This is a genomic window from Streptomyces sp. NPDC006798, assembly GCF_040635975.1.
Lineage (GTDB): Bacteria > Actinomycetota > Actinomycetes > Streptomycetales > Streptomycetaceae > Streptomyces.
Genome location: NZ_JBEYIS010000048.1, coordinates 1 through 19,681, shown reverse-complemented (window position 1 = coordinate 19,681; position 19,681 = coordinate 1). Strand labels below are relative to the sequence as shown.

The window sequence follows — 19,681 nt, the reverse complement described above, 5'->3', positions numbered from 1 at the left end:
GGCCCCGCGAGCGCGCGGGGCGGGCCTCAGCTTCCGAACAGCCAGTCGTACGCGGCCCGGGCGCTGAACTCCCCCTGTCCGCCCGGGTACAGCAGATCCGCCGCCGCGAACGCCGGATCGTCCGCCGTCGCCGCCACGTACGGGATCGCGATACAGCGCATCCCGGCCGCCCGGGCGGCGGTGGCGCCGGGCGGCGCGTCCTCCAGGACGACACAGTCGCCGGGTGCCGCGCCCAGTCGCCGGGCCGCCTCCAGGAAGACGTCCGGCGCGGGCTTGCCGAGCGGGACCTCCTCGGCCGAGACGACCGTGGGGAAGTACCGGTCCAGGCCGGTGCCCTCCAGCACCGCAGCGATCATGGCCGGTGAGGAGCCCGAGGCCACCGCCATCGGCACCCCGCGCGCGTACAGCAGCTCCACGAACTTCCCCATCTGCGGGAAGACCGCCGTCGACGTCCGGGCCAGCTCCAGATAGTGCCGGTTCTTGCCCGCCAGCAGCTCGTCCACGGGAGCCGCGAGCCGGTACTCCGTACGCAGCTCCGTCAGGGTCTCGCGGGTGCCGATCCCGATGAAGTCGGTATGCCGTTCCCAGCCGAAGTCCGCGACGCCGTACTCCGCCAGCAGTCTGCGCCCGGCCTCGTAGTAATTGGGCTCGCTGTCCACCAGCGTGCCGTCGAGATCGAAGAGGACCGCCGGGGTACGGGGATGGCTCATGGGCCCCAGCATGCCAGGGCCCGTCGGCCCGGCCTCGATCACCCCCTCCGTATCACCGGCCCCACATGTCACAGGAGACGGCACATACAGACACTTGGTCTAGACCGCTGCTACCGTCTGCCCCGGAATTCGACGTTCATTCGCCGGTCGGCGGATCACACAGTGCGGGAGGAATCGCCGTGAGCGACAGCAGGGCCGGACGGGCGTTCATCGGATCCTTCACCTCGGCGGGCGGCGGGGGCGTCACCGCCGTCTCCGTCGACGCGGCGACCGGTGCGCTCACCCGGACCGGGGCCGGTGACGCCGTCGCCGACCCGTCCTGGCTCGCCCTCGGCGAACAGGACGGAACCCCGGTGCTGTACGCCGTCTCCGAGACCGCCGAGGGTGCCGTCGCCGCCTTCGACATCCGGGGCGCCGAGCCCCGGCCGCTCGGCGCCCGGGTACCCGTCTGCGGCGCCGGACCCACACATCTGGCCGTCGTCGACGGACATCTGCTGACCGCGAACTACGGCTCCGGCAGCGTCAGCGTGCTCCCGCTCGGCGACGACGGGGTCCCCGGCGCGGTGACCGGCGTACTCCAGTACGAGGGCTCCGGTCCCGACCCCGACCGGCAGCGGGGCCCCCACGCCCATCAGGTCGTCCAGGACCCCTCCGGCCGCTGGATCCTCGGCGTCGACCTCGGTACGGACACCGTCCGGATCGCCGTACTCGACCCCGGGGCGGGCGAACTCGTACCGCACCACGAAGCCGCCCTGCGGCCCGGTACCGGCCCCCGCCACCTGGCGTTCCACCCGGCGGGCAGCCATGCCTACGTCCTCAACGAACTGGTCTCCACCCTCACCGTCTGCCGCTGGGACGCGGAGACCGGGATCCTCCAACCCGTCGGCGAGACCGCCGTCCTGCCCGAGGACGCCGAAGGGCCCTCGTACCCCTCCGAAGTGGTCGTCGCCCCCGCCGGGGACCGGCTCTGGGTCGCCAACCGGGGGCACGACAGCATCTCCGTCCTCGCCCTCGGACCCGACCGCGAGCGGGTCGAACTGGTCACCACCGTGCCGTGCGGCGGCCACTGGCCGCGCGATCTGGTCCTCGACCCCGGCGGACGACGGCTCTACGCCGCCAACGAGCGCTCCGGCGACGTCACCTGGTTCGATCTGGACCCGGAGACGGGAGTGCCGCGGCGGGCGGGCTCCCTGCCCGCCCCCGCGGCCTCGTGTGTCGTCTTCGCCCCCGCCGGAACCTGACCCGGTCCCGGCTCCTCGCGTGAGCGGCCGGGCCCGCCCGGGCCGCTCACGAGACCGGCGCCGGGCGTCCGGCCACCGGCGTCCGCGTCCCGCCCCGGCTCAGCGGACGGGCGCGCCCTGCGGCTGGGGCGTGATGCCGAGCGTCCCCGTGTACTGCGACAGCACCAGCTTGCCGATCGCCGGATAGGCGCCCAGCACCTCGGCGGCGGGCGCGCCGGACTCCTTCACGGCCGCGTCCAGCAGGCCCTCGGGCAGCTCGGGGCCGATCAGATACGGCGCCAGCGCCAGCTGGGTCGAACCGGAGCCCCGCAGCTGATCGGCGACCGCGGCGACCGAACCCTCCTGGTCGAGCGCGGCGGCCATCACGGGCACGGCGAGCCGGGCGGCCAGCAGCATGCCGGTGATCCCGGCGGCCCTGACGGCCTCATCGCCGCCCACGGTCGCCAGCACGATGCCGTCGGCGGCCGTCGCGACGGTGAACAGCCGGGCCCGGTCGGCCCGGGCGAGCCCCGCCTCCGAGAGCCGTACGTGCACGGCCTCGGCCAGCAGCGGGTGCGGGCCGAGCACATCGGACACCTCGACCTGGGCGGTGCTGTCCGCGACCGCCCGGTGGATCCGCTCCATCAGGACGGCGTCCGGCCCGGCGAGCAGCGGCACCACGACGGCCGCCGGACCCTCGGGCTCCGCCACCTCGCGGCCCGCCGCGCGGGCGAACTCGTACCGCTCGGTACGGAGCGCGGTGATCCGCGCGAGCACACTCTCCAGATTCGGCCCGCCGGTACCCCCGGCCGGGTCGGCCGGAGCGCCGACCGCGCCGTCGCCCGCACCGGCGGCGTACTCGGCCTGGACCTCGTCCGCCGGCGCGCGAGGCGCCTCGGGGGCGTCGCCGTCGAGGTAGCCGATACCGACGTCGAGGCCCGGGAGTTCCGAACGGGCGATGCTTATGATCTCTTCGGCCAGGCCCCTGATCAGGGGTGTGGGCGCGCCGGGAACGGCGAGAACCAGCGCGGGCGCGCCCTCGGGAGCCGCCACGGGCTCCGGGCGGCGGTGCCGACCGGACTGGCGGGGACGCGGCATTCGTACAGGCAGGCCGGGGGCGGGCCCGGTGGGGGAGCTCATGGCGCCGAATGCTACTGGTTTTACCCCCGGGGCTGTTCGGGGAGGGGGCATCACACGTCATCTGTCCGTATTTATCCGATGAGTTTGACGGGTGATGTCCGTGGTGCCTGCTCTGTCACCGCGCAGGCACCACGGAAGCGGATCCCCGCCGACGCCGGGAGCGCGGCGCGCGGGGTGGCGAGCCGGATCCCGGGCCGGGGAACATCCCCGCGAACGCGGGGAATTCCCCCTCTGCGCCATCGGCGACAAGGCAAAACGTGAACATCCCCGAACATCCCCGCGCCGGCGGGGAACCCGCGATCGCGAAACCCGAGGGGATGGGCGACGACGGAACATCCCCGCCTCCGCGGGGAACCCCTGCCCTGCCCGGGGCGTCACCGGCTTCCTGCCGCCTACCGACCGGTCGCGGGTTCGCGGCCGTCGCCGGTCAGGAACAGCATCGTCGGGTCCGCCGGCAGCCGTAGCGAATCCGTGGCCAGGGCCGATGCGATGAGCAGGGCTCCGGACAAGGGGTCTCCCGCGGGCGGGACCACCCGGGCGTGCGGGAGGCGGGCCGTCAGTTCCGTACGGAGCGGTACGAGCAGGAGGTCGCCGATCCCGAACAGGCCGCCGGTCAGGGCGATGTCCGTGCCCCCGGCCGACTCCCCGGGGCAGACCGCCTCCGCCGCGTCGGCGATATGACGGGCCGCCTCCCCGAGGATGCCCTCCGCCACGGTGTCGCCCTCCGCCGCGCGGCGGGCGACCTCCGGGGCGAAGGACGCCAGGACCGCCGGCCGGTCGGAGCGGGGGTAGAGCCGCCCCGGCAGGCCCGCGACGGGGCCGAACACCCGCTCCGCCGCCGCCAGCAGGGCCGGTGAACCGCCGCGCCGTCCGTCGTGGGCCCGCAGGGCCGCCTCCAAGCCCTTGCGGCCGAGCCACGCCCCGCCGCCGCAGTCGCCCAGCAGATGGCCCCAGCCGTCGGCCCGGCGCCAGGCCGTCAGATCCGTACCGGTCGCGATCATTCCGGTCCCCGCGGCGACCACCGTGCCGGGGCGCTGGCCCAGGGCCCCCGCGTAGGCGGTCACCGCGTCGGCCGCCAGCGCCAGCCGGCGTACCCCCAGGGCGTCGGCGAGCGCGGCGGGCAGCTCGGCCCGCAACCGCCCGCCCAGGGTGCCCATTCCGGCCGCGCCGACCGCCAGCGCCGCCACCGGCCCCGCACCACCCGGACCGTCCGGGCCCGTACGGTCCCGGGCCGCGCGGACCATCGGCAGCAACTGCTCCAGCAGATGCCCGGCGTCGATACCCGCGTCCCCGGTACGCACCGGGGTGCGGGAGACCACCGTTTCGGCCGGCCCGAGCCCGTCCGCCGAGGCCCTGGCGAGGGCGACCCGGAGCCCCGAGCCGCCGGAGTCCACCCCGACGACCAGATCCCCGGGCCCCGGGGTCACGGCAGCCGCCACTCGACGGGCCGCGCCCCCTGCTCCACCAGCAGCTCATTGGCCCGGCTGAACGGGCGGGAGCCGAAGAATCCCCGGTCCGCCGACATCGGCGACGGATGCGCCGACTCGATCGCGGGCAGCGAGCCGAGCAGCGGGCGCAGATCGCGCGCGTCCCGGCCCCACAGGATGGAGACCAGCGGTTTGCCCCGCTCCACCAGTGCCCGGATCGCCTGCCCGGTGACCTCCTCCCAGCCCTTGCCCCGATGCGCGGCGGGCTTGCGCGGGGCGGTGGTCAGCGACCGGTTGAGCAGCAGCACACCCTGATCGGCCCAGGGCGTCAGATCGCCGTTGGACGGCCGGGGATGCCCGAGGTCCTTGTGCATCTCCCAGAAGATGTTGTCCAGACTCTTCGGTACGGGCCGGACATCGGGTGCCACCGAGAAGCTGAGCCCCACCGCGTGCCCCGGGGTGGGATAGGGGTCCTGACCCACGATCAGGACGCGTACGTCGTCGAAGGGCTGCTGGAAGGCGCGGAGCACATGCGCCCCCGCCGGGAGGTACGTCCGCCCCTGGGCGACCTCCGTCCGGAGGAAGTCCCCCATCTCGGCGATACGTCCCGCTACCGGCTCCAGGGCCTTGGCCCACCCCGGTTCGACAATTTCGTTCAAAGGCCGTCGTGCAGTCACGGTTCGTCACTCTACTGGTCGAATCACGGCTGTCCCCATGTCTTGTGCCGATACGGCCTCGGCCCGCGACAGCCGTCCCGGCGGGCCCGTGGCCACTCGTCTCCGGGGTGCGCCCGGATCGTCCTCAGCCCACGACCGCCGCCCTCACACAGAGCACGTCCGGCAGATGGGCGGCGATCTGCCGCCAGCTGTCGCCGTCGTCGGCGCTCGCGTACAGCTCGCCGTTCCGGTTGCCGAAGTACACCCCGGCCGGGTCGGCGTCGTCGGTGCGCAGGGCGTCCCGGAGCACGGTCCCGAAGTGGTCCCCGTCGGGCAGCCCGGCCGACAGGCCCTCCCAGCTCGCGCCCGCGTCCGAGGTGCGGAAGACCCGGCAGCGGCGGTCCGCCGGGACCCGGTCGCCGTCCGCGGTGATGGGAAAGACATAGGCGGTGTCGGGCCGGTGCGGATGGGCGGCGACGGCGAAACCGAAGTCGGACGGCAGCCCGGCCCCGATGTCCGTCCAGTGCCCGCCCGCGTCGTCGCTGCGGTACACGCCCCAGTGGTTCTGGAGATAGAGCCGGTCGAGATCGCCCGCGTCCTGGGCGATCTTGTGCACGCACTGGCCGAACTCGGGGTGCGGATCTGGCAGGAAGACCGCGGACACCCCGTCGTTCGACGGATCCCAGCTCGCCCCGCCGTCCCGGGATCTGAAGACCCCGGCCGTCGAGACGGCGACCGTCACGGCCGACGGGTCGCGGCGGTCCGTGACGACGGTGTGCACCGCCTCCCCGCCGCCGCCGGGCTCCCAGCGCGACCGGGTCGGATGCTCCCACAGGGGGCGTACCAGCTCGAAGCTCTCCCCCCGGTCCGCCGAGCGGAACAGCGCCGCGGGCTCGGTCCCCGCGTACACCACCGAGGGGTCGCCGCCGGTGGCCGGATGGAGCTGCCACACCCGCTCCAGCGACGCCCCGGTGTCCTGGGGGAACGCCACCGCCGGCCGGTCCGGCTCCACCCAGCTCGCGCCCAGGTCGTCGGAGTGGAAGACCGACGGACCCCAGTGCGGGCTGTCGCAGCCCGCCAGCAGTCTCGGGACGGGACCACGGGTGTCGATCGCCGCCGCGTACACCGCCTGGGCCGGGAAGTGCGGCCCGGACAGCTCCCACCGGCCGCCCCGGCGGCTCCCCGTGAACAGCCCTTTCCGCGTTCCCACGACCAGCAGCACCTCGGACATGCCCGCTCCTCCCGACACCTTCGTCATGGATACGGGCCAGTGTGCACCCCGCCACCGACAGCGGCCTCCGCAGCGGCGTAATCGCAGGTCAGCCGGGGTGCGGCCGAGAACGTGCCGGGGGCCCGCCGAGCCCCGTCGGCTCCATCCCGGCCGGGGATGCCGAGCCGCCTGTCCCGGGCGGCGCCCACGCAGTACACGACCGCGTGGTACAGCTCCGGCAGCCGCTCCGGGCCTAGGGCGTGTCCGCAGGTTGTGCCGGAGCGACTTGATCTTCTCGTGGTCGGGGGCGACCCCGTAGCGCACCGGTCCGTAGGGGCTTCCAGCACACCGGGGGCCGGGCCCGGGGAGGCTCCCGCACCCGGAGGATGCCTCCGGGGCGCGCCCCGCCTCTCGTCCGCCGGGCCGGGCGGCCGTCGTCCCCTCCGGGCCGGGCCGCCCGCGCCGGATCACATCTTCCGCATCCGCCCGATCTCCGCCGACTGCTGGGAGATGACGTCATTGGCCATCTCCTGGATCAGGGTGTTCCGCCCGTCCGAGAGCGCGTCGGCGGCCATGGTCACCGCACCGTCGTGGTGAGTGATCATCAGCTTGAGGAACAGCTCGTCGAAGGCCGTCCCCTTCGCCGCCTTCAACTGCGCCAACTGGGCGTCGGTGGCCATCCCCGGCATACCGTCGGCCGTTTCGTGTCCGCCGTGCCCGTCACCGTGTCCGCCGTCCTTCGGCTTCTGGGCGGCGAACCGCTTCAACCAGCCCTCCATCGCCGCGATCTCCGGTTTCTGCGCGGCGGATATCCGCTCGGACAACCGCTTGACCTGCGTGGACGAGGCGCGGTCCGGTACCAGGGCGGTCATGGTGAGCGCCTGGGCGTGATGCTCGATCATCATCTCCGCATAGCTGAAGTCGGCGGAGTTGGGGCTGTCGTCCGGCAGAGCCTTCGCGGCCTGCTCGGGTGTCAGGGTCTTCGCGGGTTCGCCCGGTTTGCCCGGAGCGACCACGGAGCCGGTCGCGGTGACCGAGGGGGAGGCGGTCTTCGCGGAGTCCGCCTTCTTACTGTGGTGTTCGGATCCGCCGTGGCCGTCCGAACCGCCGGACTCGCAGGCGCTGAGGGTGAGCGCACCGACCAGGGCGGCCAGGGTCAGGGCGGCGGATCTGCGGAAACGCGCTGCCGGGCGGTGGTTCAACACGGGGACCTCCTGGGGGCACTTGGGGACGAGGGGGGTCGTTTCGAACAGTTCCCCGAGTCAATGATCAAAAACTTTCGTGACGGGTGTGTTGCCATCTATTGAAATGCGCATGCTAGGCACAATACTTCCGTGGTGTGTGAACCGTTCGATCCGAACGGAGACGAGGGAGGACGCAGTGACCCTGTTCCGCACCGCGCGCGTACGGCGCAGACGTCTGGGCGTGGCGGCAGCCGCGGCCGGGCTGATGGCCGCGCTGCTGACGGCGGCACCCGCCGCAGCCACACCGGACCCCGGGGACGCCCCGGTCAAGAAGGAGGCCACCAACAGCCAGGAGGCCGAGGCCCGTGCCGCCATCGCCGGCGGCGAGATACCCGGCGTGGACGAGATCGTCCACAGCGCCAACGTCCAGCATCTGGCGAACATCCCGAAGGACACCCTCCGGGGTACCAACTCGGACCTCGCCTTCCAGGGCAAGTACGTCTTCGCGGGCAACTACGACGGCTTCACCGTCTACGACATCTCCAACCCGCGGTCCCCGAAGACCGTCTCGCAGGTGTTGTGTCCCGGCAGCCAGAACGACATCTCCGTCGAGGGCGACCTGCTCTTCCTGTCCACCGACTCGTCCCGCAGCGACAACTCGTGCAGCAGCAAGTCGCAGTCGGCCACGGTCAAGGACTCGTGGGAGGGCGTGAAGATCTTCGACATCAGCGACAAGCGCAACCCGAAGTACGTCGCCGCCGTCGAGACCGCCTGCGGCTCCCACACCCACACCCTGGTACCGGAGCGCCGCAACATCTACGTGTACGTCTCCTCGTACTCGCCGAACGCGGCCTTCCCCGACTGCCAGCCGCCGCACGACGGCATCTCCATCATCAAGGTGCCCCGCAAGGCGCCCGAGGCGGCGAAGGTCATCGGCTTCCCGGTGCTCTTCCCCGGCAGCGGCCCCGACGGCGGCGGCAACCCCGGTGGTCCGACCAACCCGGGCGTCTCCAAGACGACCGGCTGCCACGACATCACGGTTCTCCCGTCGAAGGACCTGGCGGCCGGCGCCTGCATGGGTGACGGCATCCTCTTCTCCATCAAGGATCCGGAGAAGCCCAAGGTCATCGATCAGGTCCAGGACAATGTGAACTTCGCGTTCTGGCACTCGGCGACCTTCAACCAGGACACCGACAAGGTCGTCTTCACCGACGAGCTGGGCGGCGGCGGCGCCGCCACCTGCAACGCGGAGATCGGTCCCGACCGGGGTGCCAACGGCATCTACGACCTCGTCGGCAAGGGCGACAAGCGCAAGCTGGTCTTCCGCAGCTACTACAAGATCCCGCGGCACCAGGCCGCCACCGAGAACTGCGTGGCCCACAACGGGTCCGTCATCCCGGTGAAGGGCCGCGACATCATGGTCCAGTCCTGGTACCAGGGCGGTGTCTCCTTCTGGGACTTCACCGACTCGTCGAAGCCGAAGGAGATCGGCTACTTCGAGCGCGGCCCGCTCTCCGTCGACACCCTGGTCGGCGGCGGCACCTGGTCGGCGTACTACTACAACGGATACGTCTACTCGAACGACATGGCGAAGGGCCTGGACGTCCTGAAGATCAACGACAGGCGGACCGACCCGGCGAAGAAGGTGCGGCTGCACGAGCTGAACGTCCAGACGCAGCCGGACTACTTCGACCGCCACGACGATGACGATGACGACGACGACTAACCCCTGACGGACGATCTCCGCGGACGACCGTAGTCACCGGCCGAAGGCCATGACACGGTACGGCCCCGGCGGTCGCTCAAAGGTCAGGGGGTGTCCCGCCGGGGCGGCAGCGCACCCGGCGGGACACCGAGTTCCCACTCCAGCCCGTACCGCTGGAACAGCTCGGACCGCAACAACTCGGGCGCCATCGGCGCGCCCGGCAGCACGATCGCGAAGACCGCGCCCATCAGCTGGGCCCGCAGCAGCGGATAGTCGGCGGCCGCCGCCGTCGACCCGTACCGCTCCACCGTGCCGCGCAACAGCGCCGCCAGCCGCTGCTGCTCGGGACACTGGACGAACCCCTCCGCCTGCAGCACCCCGGACATATGCGCCCGCATCAGTACCGGCCGGTGCACCGCCAGGCCGATGACGGCGTCGATGGCCCGGGCCAGCAGCTCGCGCCCGTCGTCCGTCCGGGGCTCCCGGTGCAGCGCCTCGTCCAGCGTGCGGTGCATCAACCGGTGTACGGCCGACTGGAGGAGCTGGCGCTTGCCCGGAAAGTAGTACGAGACCAGACCGCGGGCCGCGCCCGCCCGGTCCGCGATGTCGGCCAGGGTCGTGGTCTCGTATCCCCGCTCGCCGACCAGGTCGACCGCCGCCTGGAGGAGCCGCTCGCGCGAACGCCTGCGCAGTTCTTCATTGACCGATGCGCTCCGGGGGCTCATCCTGGACTCCTGCGTTGACTGGCTCCCGGCCAATATACTCAGCGCGGCCCCTCGTCCGGCCGTCAGGCCGGCTACGGCGGGAGCGGGGGCCGGACCGGGCGACGCGGGGGATCGCCCGGTCCGGCCGCCGTGCTCGCCGCGATACCGGGATCACTTCCGTTCGGGGTCCTCCGGAGACCCGAACCGCCGCTCGAACCAGGGACAGGCCGCGGTCGCGAGCAGCGCCCAGCCCGCCCCCGTCAGCCAGCCGCCGAGTACGTCACTGGGCCAGTGCACCCCGAGATAGAGCCGGGTCAGACCCACCCCGACGACGGAGACCGCGACCACGGCCACGGCTGCCGCCCACGCCCGGCCCCGGGTCCCGTACCGGCGCAGCAGCCACGCCATCACCACCAGGACCACGGCCGCCGTCATCGCGTGACCGGAGGGATAGGACGCGTAGTGCGCCGAGTCGACGGGGTCGGGCCAGACCGGCCGATCCCGGTCCACCGCCGCCTTGACCGACTGCTGGAGCACGGTGCCGAGAGCGACCGTGGCCGCCAGCCAGAGCGCGACCGGCCACGCCCGCCGCCAACAGAGCCAGACCACCACCACGGCGGTCAGCAGCCGCATGGTCCAGGGGTCCCAGACCCAGTCGGTGAGGATGCGATTGGCGTGGACGAGGCCGGGTTCGGTGACGGCCCGCCGGTGCAGCGACTCGGCCACCGACCGGTCGAAGTCGATCAACGGCGACCAGGCGGCGGCGACCGGCCACAGCACCAGCGCCGAGAGCGCGAGCAGCGCGAGCCCGGCGCGGGCGGTGCCGCCGAACCGTGGTGGCTCGGGCGGACGGGGGAGGACCGAAGGGCCGGGGCCGGGGGGAACGGTTCCGGGGGAAGGCATGGGGATGATCTTCCCGGTAGGAGACGGCTACGGCCATCCCGTCGTACGGAATTCGTCACACCCGCCCGCGACTCGGCCGGTACGCCACCCGGACGGCGCGTCCGCGCCCCCGCCGCCGGCCGGTCCGCCGATGGCGCGAAGGGGCCGTCAGCTCAGGGCGCGCAGGGCGGGGACGAAGGCGACCAGGACCGGGACGACCGGCACCAGCGCGGCGGCGGCCGTCAGCCGGAGCCGCCGGACCGGGGCCAGCCGGGGCGTCGCGGCCAGCAGCCGGTTCACCCGCTGGGGGAGATGGTCGTGCTGCGGCGGGCAGGGCCCGAACACCCCGCGTTCCTCGTTCAGTTCCACCAGGGCCAGGGCGATCGTCAGCCGTCCGAACCGCTTGGAGGCCATATCGTCGGCCGACAGCTCCACCAGCCGGTGCATCTCGTCCCGGAACGCCGCGAAGACCGGGATCTGCGGGAACCCGGTCGCCAGCGCCCCCGAGACATGCAGCAGCCAGTCGTGCCGGGCCCGGGCGTGGCCCTGCTCGTGTGCCAGTACGGCATCGAGCTGACGGCCCTTCAGCCTGCGCAGCGCGGCCGTGGTGATGACCAGTTGGGGCGCGGCCCCGGGCAGCCACCAGGCGCCGGGCCGGTCGCCCTCCAGCACCACCAGCCGTTCGCCCTCGGTCTCCTCGCCGGGCAGCAGCGGGGAGCGCACCCGCAACTCGCGGCGGCGCCGTCGCCGCTGGGCGCGGGCGCCCCGGATCTCCCGGGTCAGCATCGCGGCCGACCAGAGCCCGCCGCAGGCCAGCAGTACCGCGAGTACGGCGGCCCACGGGCCGCCCGTACCCAGGGCGTACGCCTCCACCACGGCCTGCGGAGCCGGGGCGAAGACCCGCCCCCGGACCAGCTGCCAGGCCGCCGCCGCGCTGAAGGTCATCGAGAGCGTGAACGACAGCAGTACCGCCGCCACCACGCACTGCCACACCCAGAGCGCCACGATGGGTTCCCGCTCCGGCCAGTCGGCCCGCGCCACCAGACGGGGCGCCACGACGGCGGCCAGCGCGCCGAGCGACAGCAGCACGAGGGAGACCATCATGGGTTCAGCCTATGAGGGCCCGGTGTCCCGGTGGCTCGTCCCGGACGGCAAAGTGACGCACGCCACGGACTTTCCCGGACCTCCCGGCGGTCTTCCGGCCCGCTCCGGGGGCCGTCCCGCGGCGGCACCGCCCCGTATGCCGCCGGGGGTCGCGCCGCGTACGCTGTCCGGCACCCGCGCGACCGGTCCCGGCCGCGGCCGTCGAGACGGGAGAGACCGTTCCCATGAGCACCGCACCGCCGCGCACCCCCGGTGATCTGACCTTCCGGGACGCCCGGCCGGACGACGTCCCCGAACTGGCCGCGCTGATCCAGGCCGCGTACCGGGGCGGCGACGGGGTGGAGCGGGGCTGGACCACCGAGGCGGACATCCTCGGCGGACAGCGGATCGACGCGGACGGCATCCGGGACGTGATGGCGCGCGACGACAGCCGGCTGGTGACCGTGACCGGCGCGGCGGACGACGGGATCGTCTCCTGCTTCCAGCTCGAACGGCGCGGTGACACCGCCTACTTCGGACTCTTCGCGGTCCGCCCCGGCCTCCAGGGCGGCGGGGTCGGCCGGGTGGTCATCGCCGAGGCGGAGCGGCTGGCGCACCGGGAGTGGGGCGTGGTCGCGATGGAGATGACGGTGATCTCCCTGCGGAACGACCTGATCTCCTGGTACGAGCGGCGGGGCTATCGCCGTACGGGAGAGCTGTCGCCCTTCCCGTACGGCAATGAGCGCTTCGGCCTCCCGCGCCGCCCCGACCTCGTCTTCGAACGGCTGGTCAAGCCCCTCGGCTGAACCCTCGCGATCCCGGGCCGCCCCCTGGCGGACTTCTAGGCCGTGAACCGGCCGGTGCGGCGGATCTCGGGGAAGTCGGTGGTGACCCCGTCGAGTTCGAGCGCGCGGGCCAGCCGGAGCTGGGCCTGGGTGTTGACCACCCAGCCCAGTACCCGCAGGCCCTCGGCGTGGGCCCGTTCCGTGGTCTCCAGGGTCAGCCGGCGGATGTCGAGGGCCAGCCAGTGCGCGCCCACCGCCTTCGCCCGGTCCACGATGTCGCCGCCCCAGCGGCCGGCGATCAGCACGGTCCGCACCCCCGGGACCAGCGCCGCGATCTCGGCCACCGCGTCGTCGTGGAAGGAGGAGACGGTGACCCGCCCGGCCAGATCGCGGCGGAGCAGTACGTCGGCGAGAATCCGGGCCGCCGCCACGTCCTTGATCTCGGCCTGGAGCGGGGTCCGTACCGCTTCGACGACCTCGTCGAAGACCGGTACCCGTTCCCCGTCGCCCGCGTTCAGCTCCCTCAGCTCGGCGAGGGTCTTCTCCGCGACGGGCCCGCTCCCGTCGGTCGTACGGTCCACGTCCGCGTCGTGCATGACCACGAGCGCGCCGTCCTTGCTCAGATGCAGATCCAGTTCGATGGCGTCCATACCGGACTGTTCCGCCCGGATGAAGGAGCGCAGGGTGTTCTCCGGCGCCACGCCCATGACCCCGCGATGACCGATGGTGAGGAACGTCAAGATTCTCTCGCTTCCGTCGACGGCGGATGCCGCGCGGCTGCCCGAGGACGCCGCCCGGCAGGGCGCAGCCTAATGTTCCGTACCCAGGAGGGAACCGTCCGTGCACGGACGAGTGCGGGGGACCGCTCCTGTGGGTGATCACGCCGAGGGAAGTCGCCGTGCCCGGGGTCGCGGACCGTAAACCTTTCGGTTTTCATGAAGGTGCGCAGGATAATTTCCATAGGGCTCACTTGTCTCGAAGAAGGACCCCTGGATACGGTGTCTTGACGCGAGGTTCTCCCGTGGAGGAAGTGACATGACGGAAATTCTTGTGCAGGACGCCGCCGGGGCGGCCATATCCACTGCCGGCCGGGTGGTGGACCACCCGGCCTGGACGCGGCTCAAGAGCGCCGTCGAGGAGATCCGGCCCTGGCAGTCCAAGGACGGCTCGATCGACTTCGACGCCGAGGGCGCCCCCGCCCGCGCCGAGGCCGAGGCGGTCGTGGAGCGGGTCGCCGGGGCCGTCGGGGAGCTCTCCCCGCTGCTGCCGCACGACGCCGACTACCACCGGGCCCTGGTCGCCGATCTCCGCAAGTGGGCCGACGACGCCTTCGCGGTGCCGGACTTCCTCGACTCCCTGCTGGCCTTCCACCCGGCCGCCGGCCGGGCCGACGGCCTCCAGCACCTCGTGGTCTTCCCCATGTACACCCAGAACGGCAACCCGGACCGCAATCTGGAGGCCGTCGTCCTGCGCATGGTGTGGCCCGAGTGGCTGGCCGAGCTGGAGCGCACCCGCTACGACAACCCCCTCTTCTGCGGGATCACCTTCGAGGACTTCACCGCCGGGTACGACACCAACTCCGCGGTCCTCTTCCCCGAGACCATCGCCGTCCGCGAGGCCCCTGAGCGCTTCACCTGGGGCGGCATCTTCTGCGACCGCGAGGCCGCCCGCTTCCGCGCCGTGACCACCGAGGCCGTCGCCGTGCTCGGCCTGGAGCTGCCCGAGGACATCCGGGACATGGTCGGTGACCAGCAGCGCTGCCAGGAGGCGTTCGTCCTCTGGGACATGGTCCACGACCGCACCCACAGCCACGGCGACCTGCCGTTCGACCCGTTCATGATCAAGCAGCGCCAGCCGTTCTGGATGTACGGCCTGGAGGAGCTGCGGTGCGACCTGACCGCCTTCAAGGAGGCCGTACGCCTGGAGGCCGACGGCTTCCCGCAGGGCCGTGACGTGCAGTACGCCGTACTCTTCGACCGGATGTTCCGCTTCCCGGTCACCGGCGAGCGGGTCCGCAACTACGACGGGCTCGGCGGCCAGCTCCTCTTCGCCTACCTCCACCAGCACGACGTGGTCCGCTGGACCGACAACACCCTCAAGATCGACTGGGAGCGGGCGCCGCAGGTCACCAACCAGCTCTGCGCCGACATCGAGCAGCTCTACCGCGACGGCATCGACCGGCCCAAGCTGGTCCACTGGTTCGCCGCGTACGAGCTGGTCTCCCGCTACCTCGCCCCGCACCCCGGCTCCCGCTGGGCCAAGGGCCCCGAGGCGCTGGACCTCTCCCAGCCGCCCCGCAAGCTGGTGGACGACGTGCTTCCGGACGAGTTTCCGCTCAGCATGTTCTATGAGGCGCTGTCCAAGAAGCTCAAGAAGGTGATCGCCACCACCCGGGGCATCACCGCGAACGGCCCGGTGGCCGACGGCACCGCTTCCGGAGCAGCCGCGTGACCCATCGCATCGAGGAGGCGACCGGGATGAAGAACTCCAACGGCCCGCTGGAAGGTGCCGTCGTCGCGGTCGCCGGAGCGGCCGGCCCCGCCGGGCGCGCCGCCCTGCTGCGGCTGGCCGAGGCCGGAGCGACCGTCGTCGGGGCCGACGCCGACCCCGAGCGGCTCGCCTCCGCCGTCGACGCCGCCCGCTACGCCCACGGCGGCGCCACCGTCACCGGTGACACCGTCGACCTGCTCGACCTCGACGCCACCCGGGAATGGGCCGAGAAGACCGAGCGCGAATTCGGCCGGATCGACGGCCTGGTCCACCTCGTCGGCGGCTGGCGCGGCAGCCCCTCCTTCGCCGAGACCAGCCTCGCCGACTGGGACCAGCTGGAACGGCTGCTGATCCGTACCGTCCAGCACACCTCCCTCGCCTTCCACGACGGACTGCTCCGGAGCGACCGCGGCCGGTATCTGCTGATCAGCGCCGCCGGGGCGAGCGCCCCCACCGCGGGCAACGCCGCCTACGCCGCCTCCAAGGCCGCCGCCGAGGCATGGACCCTGGCCCTCGCCGACGCCTTCCGCAAGGCCGGGGGCGAGGACGGCCCCCGGGCCGCGGCTGCGATCCTGGTGGTCAAGGCTCTGGTGCACGACGCCATGCGCGCCGAGCGCCCGAACGCGAAGTTCGCGGGCTTCACGGACGTCACGGAACTGGCCGATGCCATCACCGGGGTCTGGGACCGGTCCGCCAGTGATGTGAATGGACAGCGCCTGTGGCTGACGCCCCGCCCGTGAAGACCTCCCCGACGGCCGCCAGGCGCCACCACGACCCCGGCGTACGCGGCTTCGCCAGCGACAACTACGCCGGGATCCACCCCGAGGTACTCGCCGCCATCGCCCTCGCCAACGGCGGCCACCAGGTCGCCTACGGCGAGGACGAGTACACCGAACACCTCCAGCGGATCATGCACAGCCACTTCGGCCCCGCGGCCGAGGCGTTCCCGGTCTTCAACGGCACCGGCGCCAACGTCACGGCGCTCCAGGCCATGACCGACCGCTGGGGCGCCGTGATCTGCGCCGACACCGCCCATATCCAGGTCGACGAGGGCGGCGCGCCCGAGCGGATGGGCGGACTGAAGCTGCTCACGGTCCAGACCCCGGACGGCAAGCTCACCCCCGAGCTGATCGACCGGCAGGCCTGGGGCTGGGAGGACGAGCACCGGGCGATGCCCCAGGTCGTGTCGATCACCCAGAACACCGAACTGGGCACGGTCTACACCCCGGAGGAGATCCGGGCGATCGTGGAGCACGCCCACGAGCGGGGGATGAAGGTCCATCTCGACGGCGCCCGGATAGCCAACGCGGCGGCGTCCCTGGACGTCCCCATGCGGACCTTCACCAACGCCGTCGGTGTCGATGTGCTCTCCTTCGGCGGCACCAAGAACGGGATGATGCTCGGCGAGGCCGTCGTCGTCCTCGACCCGGACGCCGTCAGCCATATGAAGCATCTGCGGAAGCTGTCCATGCAGCTCGCCTCCAAGATGCGGTTCGTCTCCGTACAGTTCGAGGCGCTGCTCGCCCGCGATCTGTGGCTGCGCAACGCCCGGCACGCCAACACGATGGCCCGGCGGCTCGCCGACGGCGTCCGCCAGGCCGACGGGGTCGAGATCCTCTACCCGGTCCAGGCCAACGCGGTCTTCGCCCGGCTTCCGCGCGAGGTCAGCCTGCGGCTCCAGCGCCGCTTCCGGTTCTACTTCTGGGACGAGGCGGCGGGCGACGTCCGCTGGATGTGCTCCTGGGACACCACCGAGGACGACGTCGACTCCTTCGTCCAGGCGCTCAAGGAGGAGCTGGCGCGCTGAGGCGCCCCCTCCCCATCGTATAATTATGCGGCTGACCGGAAAGTCATTGGACTCCGGTCGGCCGCCCGCTTTATCGTCCCCCGTATGGAACTCGTCCAGCGGACGGCCGGCATCTCCGCCTATCTGGCCGCCGATGAAGCCGTCGACCACGACCATCCCGCGGTCCGTGCCGCCGCCGGGCGGCTGCGCGGTGAGAACCCCGGCGCATACGCATACGCCCGAGCCGCCTTCGAGTTCGTCCGGGACGCCGTCACGCACTCCATCGACGCCGACGACCCCCGGGTGACCTGGCGCGCCTCCGATGTGCTCGAAGCCCGTACCGGCATCTGCTACGCCAAGGCGCACGCCCTCGCCGCCCTGTTGCGGGCCGAGGGGATACCGGCCGCCCTCTGCTATCAGAACCTCGGTGTGGTGCACGGACTCGTCGCCCTGCGCCTGCCCGGACGCGACCGGTGGTCCCGGATCGATCCGCGCGGCAACAAGCCCGGCGTCGACGCCCGGTTCTCCCTCGACGAGGAGCGGCTGGCCTTTCCGGTCGACCCCGAGTCCAATGAGATGGACTATCCAGTCCTGTATGCTGCACCGCATCCGGTGGTGCTCGCCGCCCTCAAAGCCGCGCCCGACCGGGAAACCCTCTGTAGGACGCTCCCCACCGCACTGTGACGAGGAACCGCATGGCGCTCACGCTCACCGTCTCCGACGAGGTCTCCGCCCTCGCGCCCGGCTTCACCCATCTCGCGATCGAGGCGCACGGACTGGTCAACGGGCCGAGTGACGACCACAGCTCCGCCCTGCTCGACGAAGCCGCCCGCCGCCTCATCGAACGCCTCGGCGGCCAAGCGCCCCACGAAGACCCCCATATGGCCGCCTGGCGCGAGGTGTACACCGCCTTCGGCGCCAAGCCCTCCCGGACCCGTAACTCCGCCGAGGCGCTGGCCAAGCGCGCCCTCGCGGACGGCGGACTCCCCAGGATCAACCGCCTGGTCGACGTCTACAACGCGATCAGCGTCGCGCATCTGATCCCGGTCGGCGGCGAGGACCTCGACCGGATCAGCGGCTCGATGCGGCTGGTCCGCGCCGTCGGCGACGAACCGTTCACCACCGTCGCCGCGGGCGCCGAGACCGTCGAACACCCCGAACCCGGCGAGGTCGTCTGGTGCGACGACCAGGGCGTCACCTGCCGCCGCTGGAACTGGCGCCAGGGTCCCCGGACCCGGCTCACCGAGGACACCGTCGACGCCGTCTTCCTGCTGGAATCGCTGGACCCGATGACCACCGCCGAACTGGCGGCGGCGGGCGCCGAACTCGCCGAATCCCTGGCGAAGGTCAGCCCCGGCGCCCGGATCACCGTCCGCGAACCCGGCCGCTGAACGCGGCGCGCCCGGCCCGGCGAACCCGTCGCCGGACCGGGCGCACCCGGATGTCTCTGCCGCGCGGCGTCAGCGCGCCTCGCGAAGCTCCGCCGGGGACGGGGCCGTACCACCCAGATGGGCCGGTACCCACCAGGTGTCCGACGCGTCCTTGGGCCGTACGGGATAGGCCCGCTGCGCCGCCTCCAGCAGCTCCTGGACCCGCTCCCGCAGCCGCCGGGTGATGGCTCCCGCGTACTGGTCGGCCGGGGCCTCCATCGGCTCGCCCACCCGGATGGTGATCGGGATGTGGCTGCGCCGCAGATTGCGCGGACGGCCCTTCGTCCAGAGCCGCTGCGTACCCCACAGAGCCATCGGGATCAGCGGGACACCCGCCTCCTGCGCCAGCCGGGCCGCACCGGACTTGAACGACTTCAGGGTGAACGACTGGGAGATGGTGGCCTCCGGGAAGACCCCGATGATCTCGCCCGAGCGGAGGGCGTCCAGCGCGTGCTGATACGCCGCCTCGCCCTTCTGCCGGTCCACCGGAATGTGCTTCATGCCCCGCATCAGGGGGCCGCCGACCCGGTGCCGGAAGACCGACTCCTTCGCCATGAAACGCACCAGACGCTTCTGGGGCAGTGCGGCCAGACCGGAGAAGATGAAGTCCAGATAGCCGATGTGATTGCTGACCAGGACGGCCCCGCCGGTCTGCGGGATGTGGTGCGCTCCCTGGGTGTCGATCTTCAGATCGAGCGCCTTGAACATGGTGCGGGCGGCGCCGACGATCGGCCGGTAGACGAGCTCAGCCATCGGGAGATGACCCTTCTGTCGTACCCGGGGAGGGTTCTCCCGGTGGAAGTTACGCATCCGTAGGTTTTTCGGTGCTGGGCAGATCGTGCCCCATACGCGCCGGTCTGACCAGTCCCGGCGTGTCCGGAGCGCGAGATTCTCGTCACGCCCCGCTTCCCGCCCATTGACTCATACGGCCTCGGCGCCTCACGCGGCGGGGCGGCGCGGGCGGTTCGGTCCACTCCGTACGGCGTCGGCAAGGTCACAGTTCCAAGCGCTTGCTCAGGGGTAGGGTGAGATACGTACTGGTGAGTAATATCTGCCTCGGGGCGTCGGTCGCCGAAGACCGGCTACCCCGGCCGCGGGCACATATGCTGCCTCGCGGGACGAACCCCCCGGCTGACCGGGGACACCACGGAATTGGCCACTGCACGTAGGAGAGCCGTCGTGAGCTTGAGGATCGTTGTCTGTGTGAAGTATGTGCCCGATGCGAGTGGTGATCGGGGGTTCGCGGATGATCTGACGGTGGATCGTGAG

Annotated in this window: 19 protein-coding genes and 2 pseudogenes; 9 read left to right on the top strand and 12 right to left on the bottom strand. The window is 72.1% G+C overall.

Features of this window, described 5'->3' with window-relative positions; genetic code table 11:
- Positions 1–26: 26 nt before the first annotated feature.
- Complete coding sequence (locus tag ABZ714_RS27110; protein WP_358827959.1) at positions 27–710, bottom strand: HAD family phosphatase; 684 nt, start codon at positions 708–710, stop codon at positions 27–29.
- A 179-nt stretch (positions 711–889) separates the two neighbouring features.
- Between ABZ714_RS27110 and ABZ714_RS27105 the strand changes: the two genes are divergently transcribed.
- Positions 890–1,951 (top strand): lactonase family protein, encoded by a 1,062-nt coding sequence (locus ABZ714_RS27105; RefSeq protein ID WP_358827958.1) that lies wholly within the window; start codon positions 890–892, stop codon positions 1,949–1,951.
- A gap of 99 nt (positions 1,952–2,050) precedes the next feature.
- Here the strand turns inward: ABZ714_RS27105 and ABZ714_RS27100 are convergent, their stop codons facing one another.
- From ABZ714_RS27100 to ABZ714_RS27075, 6 genes and pseudogenes are all read right to left on the bottom strand, one after another.
- Positions 2,051–3,070, bottom strand: a complete 1,020-nt coding sequence (locus tag ABZ714_RS27100; RefSeq protein ID WP_358827957.1) for a hypothetical protein — start codon at positions 3,068–3,070, stop codon at positions 2,051–2,053.
- A 392-nt stretch (positions 3,071–3,462) separates the two neighbouring features.
- Positions 3,463–4,497 (bottom strand): BadF/BadG/BcrA/BcrD ATPase family protein, encoded by a 1,035-nt coding sequence (locus ABZ714_RS27095; protein WP_358827956.1) that lies wholly within the window; start codon positions 4,495–4,497, stop codon positions 3,463–3,465.
- Positions 4,494–5,174, bottom strand: a complete 681-nt coding sequence (locus ABZ714_RS27090) for a uracil-DNA glycosylase (protein WP_358827955.1) — start codon at positions 5,172–5,174, stop codon at positions 4,494–4,496. The genes ABZ714_RS27095 and ABZ714_RS27090 overlap by 4 nt, the downstream gene beginning before the upstream one ends.
- 124 nt (positions 5,175–5,298) lie before the next feature.
- Positions 5,299–6,384 (bottom strand): exo-alpha-sialidase, encoded by a 1,086-nt coding sequence (locus ABZ714_RS27085; RefSeq protein WP_358827954.1) that lies wholly within the window; start codon positions 6,382–6,384, stop codon positions 5,299–5,301.
- Positions 6,385–6,527: 143 nt separating this feature from the next.
- Positions 6,528–6,699, bottom strand: a pseudogene (locus ABZ714_RS27080) (NADP oxidoreductase); the annotation flags it as partial.
- A gap of 131 nt (positions 6,700–6,830) precedes the next feature.
- Positions 6,831–7,568 carry a DUF305 domain-containing protein gene (locus ABZ714_RS27075; protein WP_358827953.1) on the bottom strand — a complete coding sequence of 246 codons (738 nt, stop codon included), beginning with the start codon at positions 7,566–7,568 and terminating at the stop codon, positions 6,831–6,833.
- Between the two features lie 244 nt (positions 7,569–7,812).
- Here ABZ714_RS27075 and ABZ714_RS27070 point away from each other — a divergent pair, with 244 nt between their 5' ends.
- Positions 7,813–9,273, top strand: a complete 1,461-nt coding sequence (locus tag ABZ714_RS27070; RefSeq protein WP_358827992.1) for a hypothetical protein — start codon at positions 7,813–7,815, stop codon at positions 9,271–9,273.
- Between the two features lie 83 nt (positions 9,274–9,356).
- Here the strand turns inward: ABZ714_RS27070 and ABZ714_RS27065 are convergent, their stop codons facing one another.
- From ABZ714_RS27065 to ABZ714_RS27055, 3 genes are all read right to left on the bottom strand, one after another.
- Entirely contained in the window at positions 9,357–9,977 is a 621-nt protein-coding gene (locus ABZ714_RS27065) for a helix-turn-helix domain-containing protein (RefSeq protein ID WP_358827952.1), read from the bottom strand.
- A gap of 150 nt (positions 9,978–10,127) precedes the next feature.
- Positions 10,128–10,859 carry a phosphatase PAP2 family protein gene (locus ABZ714_RS27060; protein ID WP_358827951.1) on the bottom strand — a complete coding sequence of 244 codons (732 nt, stop codon included), beginning with the start codon at positions 10,857–10,859 and terminating at the stop codon, positions 10,128–10,130.
- Positions 10,860–11,006: 147 nt separating this feature from the next.
- Positions 11,007–11,942, bottom strand: coding sequence for a M56 family metallopeptidase (locus tag ABZ714_RS27055; protein WP_358827950.1), 936 nt, complete (start codon positions 11,940–11,942; stop codon positions 11,007–11,009).
- 224 nt (positions 11,943–12,166) lie between these two features.
- Between ABZ714_RS27055 and ABZ714_RS27050 the strand changes: the two genes are divergently transcribed.
- Complete coding sequence (locus ABZ714_RS27050) at positions 12,167–12,727, top strand: GNAT family N-acetyltransferase (RefSeq protein WP_358827949.1); 561 nt, start codon at positions 12,167–12,169, stop codon at positions 12,725–12,727.
- Between the two features lie 35 nt (positions 12,728–12,762).
- Here the strand turns inward: ABZ714_RS27050 and ABZ714_RS27045 are convergent, their stop codons facing one another.
- Positions 12,763–13,413 (bottom strand): glycerophosphodiester phosphodiesterase family protein, encoded by a 651-nt coding sequence (locus tag ABZ714_RS27045; protein WP_358827991.1) that lies wholly within the window; start codon positions 13,411–13,413, stop codon positions 12,763–12,765.
- Between the two features lie 328 nt (positions 13,414–13,741).
- On the opposite strand from ABZ714_RS27045, the gene ABZ714_RS27040 reads away from it, so the two are divergent.
- The 5 genes from ABZ714_RS27040 (at position 13,742) to ABZ714_RS27020 (ending at position 18,373) form a co-directional block, all read left to right on the top strand.
- On the top strand, positions 13,742–15,157 hold the full coding sequence (locus tag ABZ714_RS27040; protein ID WP_358827948.1) for a DUF6421 family protein: 1,416 nt from the start codon (positions 13,742–13,744) through the stop codon (positions 15,155–15,157).
- Positions 15,158–15,183: 26 nt separating this feature from the next.
- Positions 15,184–15,936 carry an SDR family NAD(P)-dependent oxidoreductase gene (locus tag ABZ714_RS27035; RefSeq protein WP_358827990.1) on the top strand — a complete coding sequence of 251 codons (753 nt, stop codon included), beginning with the start codon at positions 15,184–15,186 and terminating at the stop codon, positions 15,934–15,936.
- The gene (locus tag ABZ714_RS27030) at positions 15,915–17,003 is read left to right on the top strand and encodes a low specificity L-threonine aldolase (RefSeq protein WP_358827947.1); all 1,089 of its coding nucleotides are present in this window, start codon (positions 15,915–15,917) and stop codon (positions 17,001–17,003) included. Before ABZ714_RS27035 ends, ABZ714_RS27030 begins: the two co-directional genes overlap by 22 nt.
- An 84-nt stretch (positions 17,004–17,087) precedes the next feature.
- Entirely contained in the window at positions 17,088–17,666 is a 579-nt protein-coding gene (locus tag ABZ714_RS27025) for a transglutaminase domain-containing protein (RefSeq protein ID WP_358827946.1), read from the top strand.
- Between the two features lie 11 nt (positions 17,667–17,677).
- Positions 17,678–18,373: a phenylalanine--tRNA ligase beta subunit-related protein gene (locus tag ABZ714_RS27020; protein ID WP_358827945.1), complete on the top strand. Its 696-nt coding sequence runs from the start codon at positions 17,678–17,680 to the stop codon at positions 18,371–18,373.
- Between the two features lie 69 nt (positions 18,374–18,442).
- Here the strand turns inward: ABZ714_RS27020 and ABZ714_RS27015 are convergent, their stop codons facing one another.
- A complete protein-coding gene (locus ABZ714_RS27015; protein ID WP_358827944.1) occupies positions 18,443–19,165 on the bottom strand; it encodes a lysophospholipid acyltransferase family protein in 723 nt (240 codons plus the stop codon).
- 426 nt (positions 19,166–19,591) lie between these two features.
- Here ABZ714_RS27015 and ABZ714_RS27010 point away from each other — a divergent pair.
- A pseudogene (locus tag ABZ714_RS27010) lies at positions 19,592–19,681 on the top strand (electron transfer flavoprotein subunit beta); the annotation flags it as partial.

Excerpts from the sequence above, each read along its gene's own strand:
- ABZ714_RS27110 (WP_358827959.1), bottom strand. The coding sequence starts at position 710 with ATGAGCCATCCCCGTACCCCGGCGGTCCTCTTCGATCTCGACGGCACG.
- ABZ714_RS27100 (WP_358827957.1), bottom strand. The coding sequence starts at position 3,070 with ATGAGCTCCCCCACCGGGCCCGCCCCCGGCCTGCCTGTACGAATGCCG.
- ABZ714_RS27085 (WP_358827954.1), bottom strand. The coding sequence starts at position 6,384 with ATGTCCGAGGTGCTGCTGGTCGTGGGAACGCGGAAAGGGCTGTTCACG.
- ABZ714_RS27070 (WP_358827992.1), top strand. The coding sequence starts at position 7,813 with ATGGCCGCGCTGCTGACGGCGGCACCCGCCGCAGCCACACCGGACCCC.
- ABZ714_RS27065 (WP_358827952.1), bottom strand. The coding sequence starts at position 9,977 with ATGAGCCCCCGGAGCGCATCGGTCAATGAAGAACTGCGCAGGCGTTCG.
- ABZ714_RS27060 (WP_358827951.1), bottom strand. The coding sequence starts at position 10,859 with ATGCCTTCCCCCGGAACCGTTCCCCCCGGCCCCGGCCCTTCGGTCCTC.
- ABZ714_RS27055 (WP_358827950.1), bottom strand. The coding sequence starts at position 11,942 with ATGATGGTCTCCCTCGTGCTGCTGTCGCTCGGCGCGCTGGCCGCCGTC.
- ABZ714_RS27050 (WP_358827949.1), top strand. The coding sequence starts at position 12,167 with ATGAGCACCGCACCGCCGCGCACCCCCGGTGATCTGACCTTCCGGGAC.
- ABZ714_RS27045 (WP_358827991.1), bottom strand. The coding sequence starts at position 13,413 with ATGGGCGTGGCGCCGGAGAACACCCTGCGCTCCTTCATCCGGGCGGAA.
- ABZ714_RS27040 (WP_358827948.1), top strand. The coding sequence starts at position 13,742 with ATGACGGAAATTCTTGTGCAGGACGCCGCCGGGGCGGCCATATCCACT.
- ABZ714_RS27035 (WP_358827990.1), top strand. The coding sequence starts at position 15,184 with ATGAAGAACTCCAACGGCCCGCTGGAAGGTGCCGTCGTCGCGGTCGCC.
- ABZ714_RS27025 (WP_358827946.1), top strand. The coding sequence starts at position 17,088 with ATGGAACTCGTCCAGCGGACGGCCGGCATCTCCGCCTATCTGGCCGCC.
- ABZ714_RS27020 (WP_358827945.1), top strand. The coding sequence starts at position 17,678 with ATGGCGCTCACGCTCACCGTCTCCGACGAGGTCTCCGCCCTCGCGCCC.
- ABZ714_RS27015 (WP_358827944.1), bottom strand. The coding sequence starts at position 19,165 with ATGGCTGAGCTCGTCTACCGGCCGATCGTCGGCGCCGCCCGCACCATG.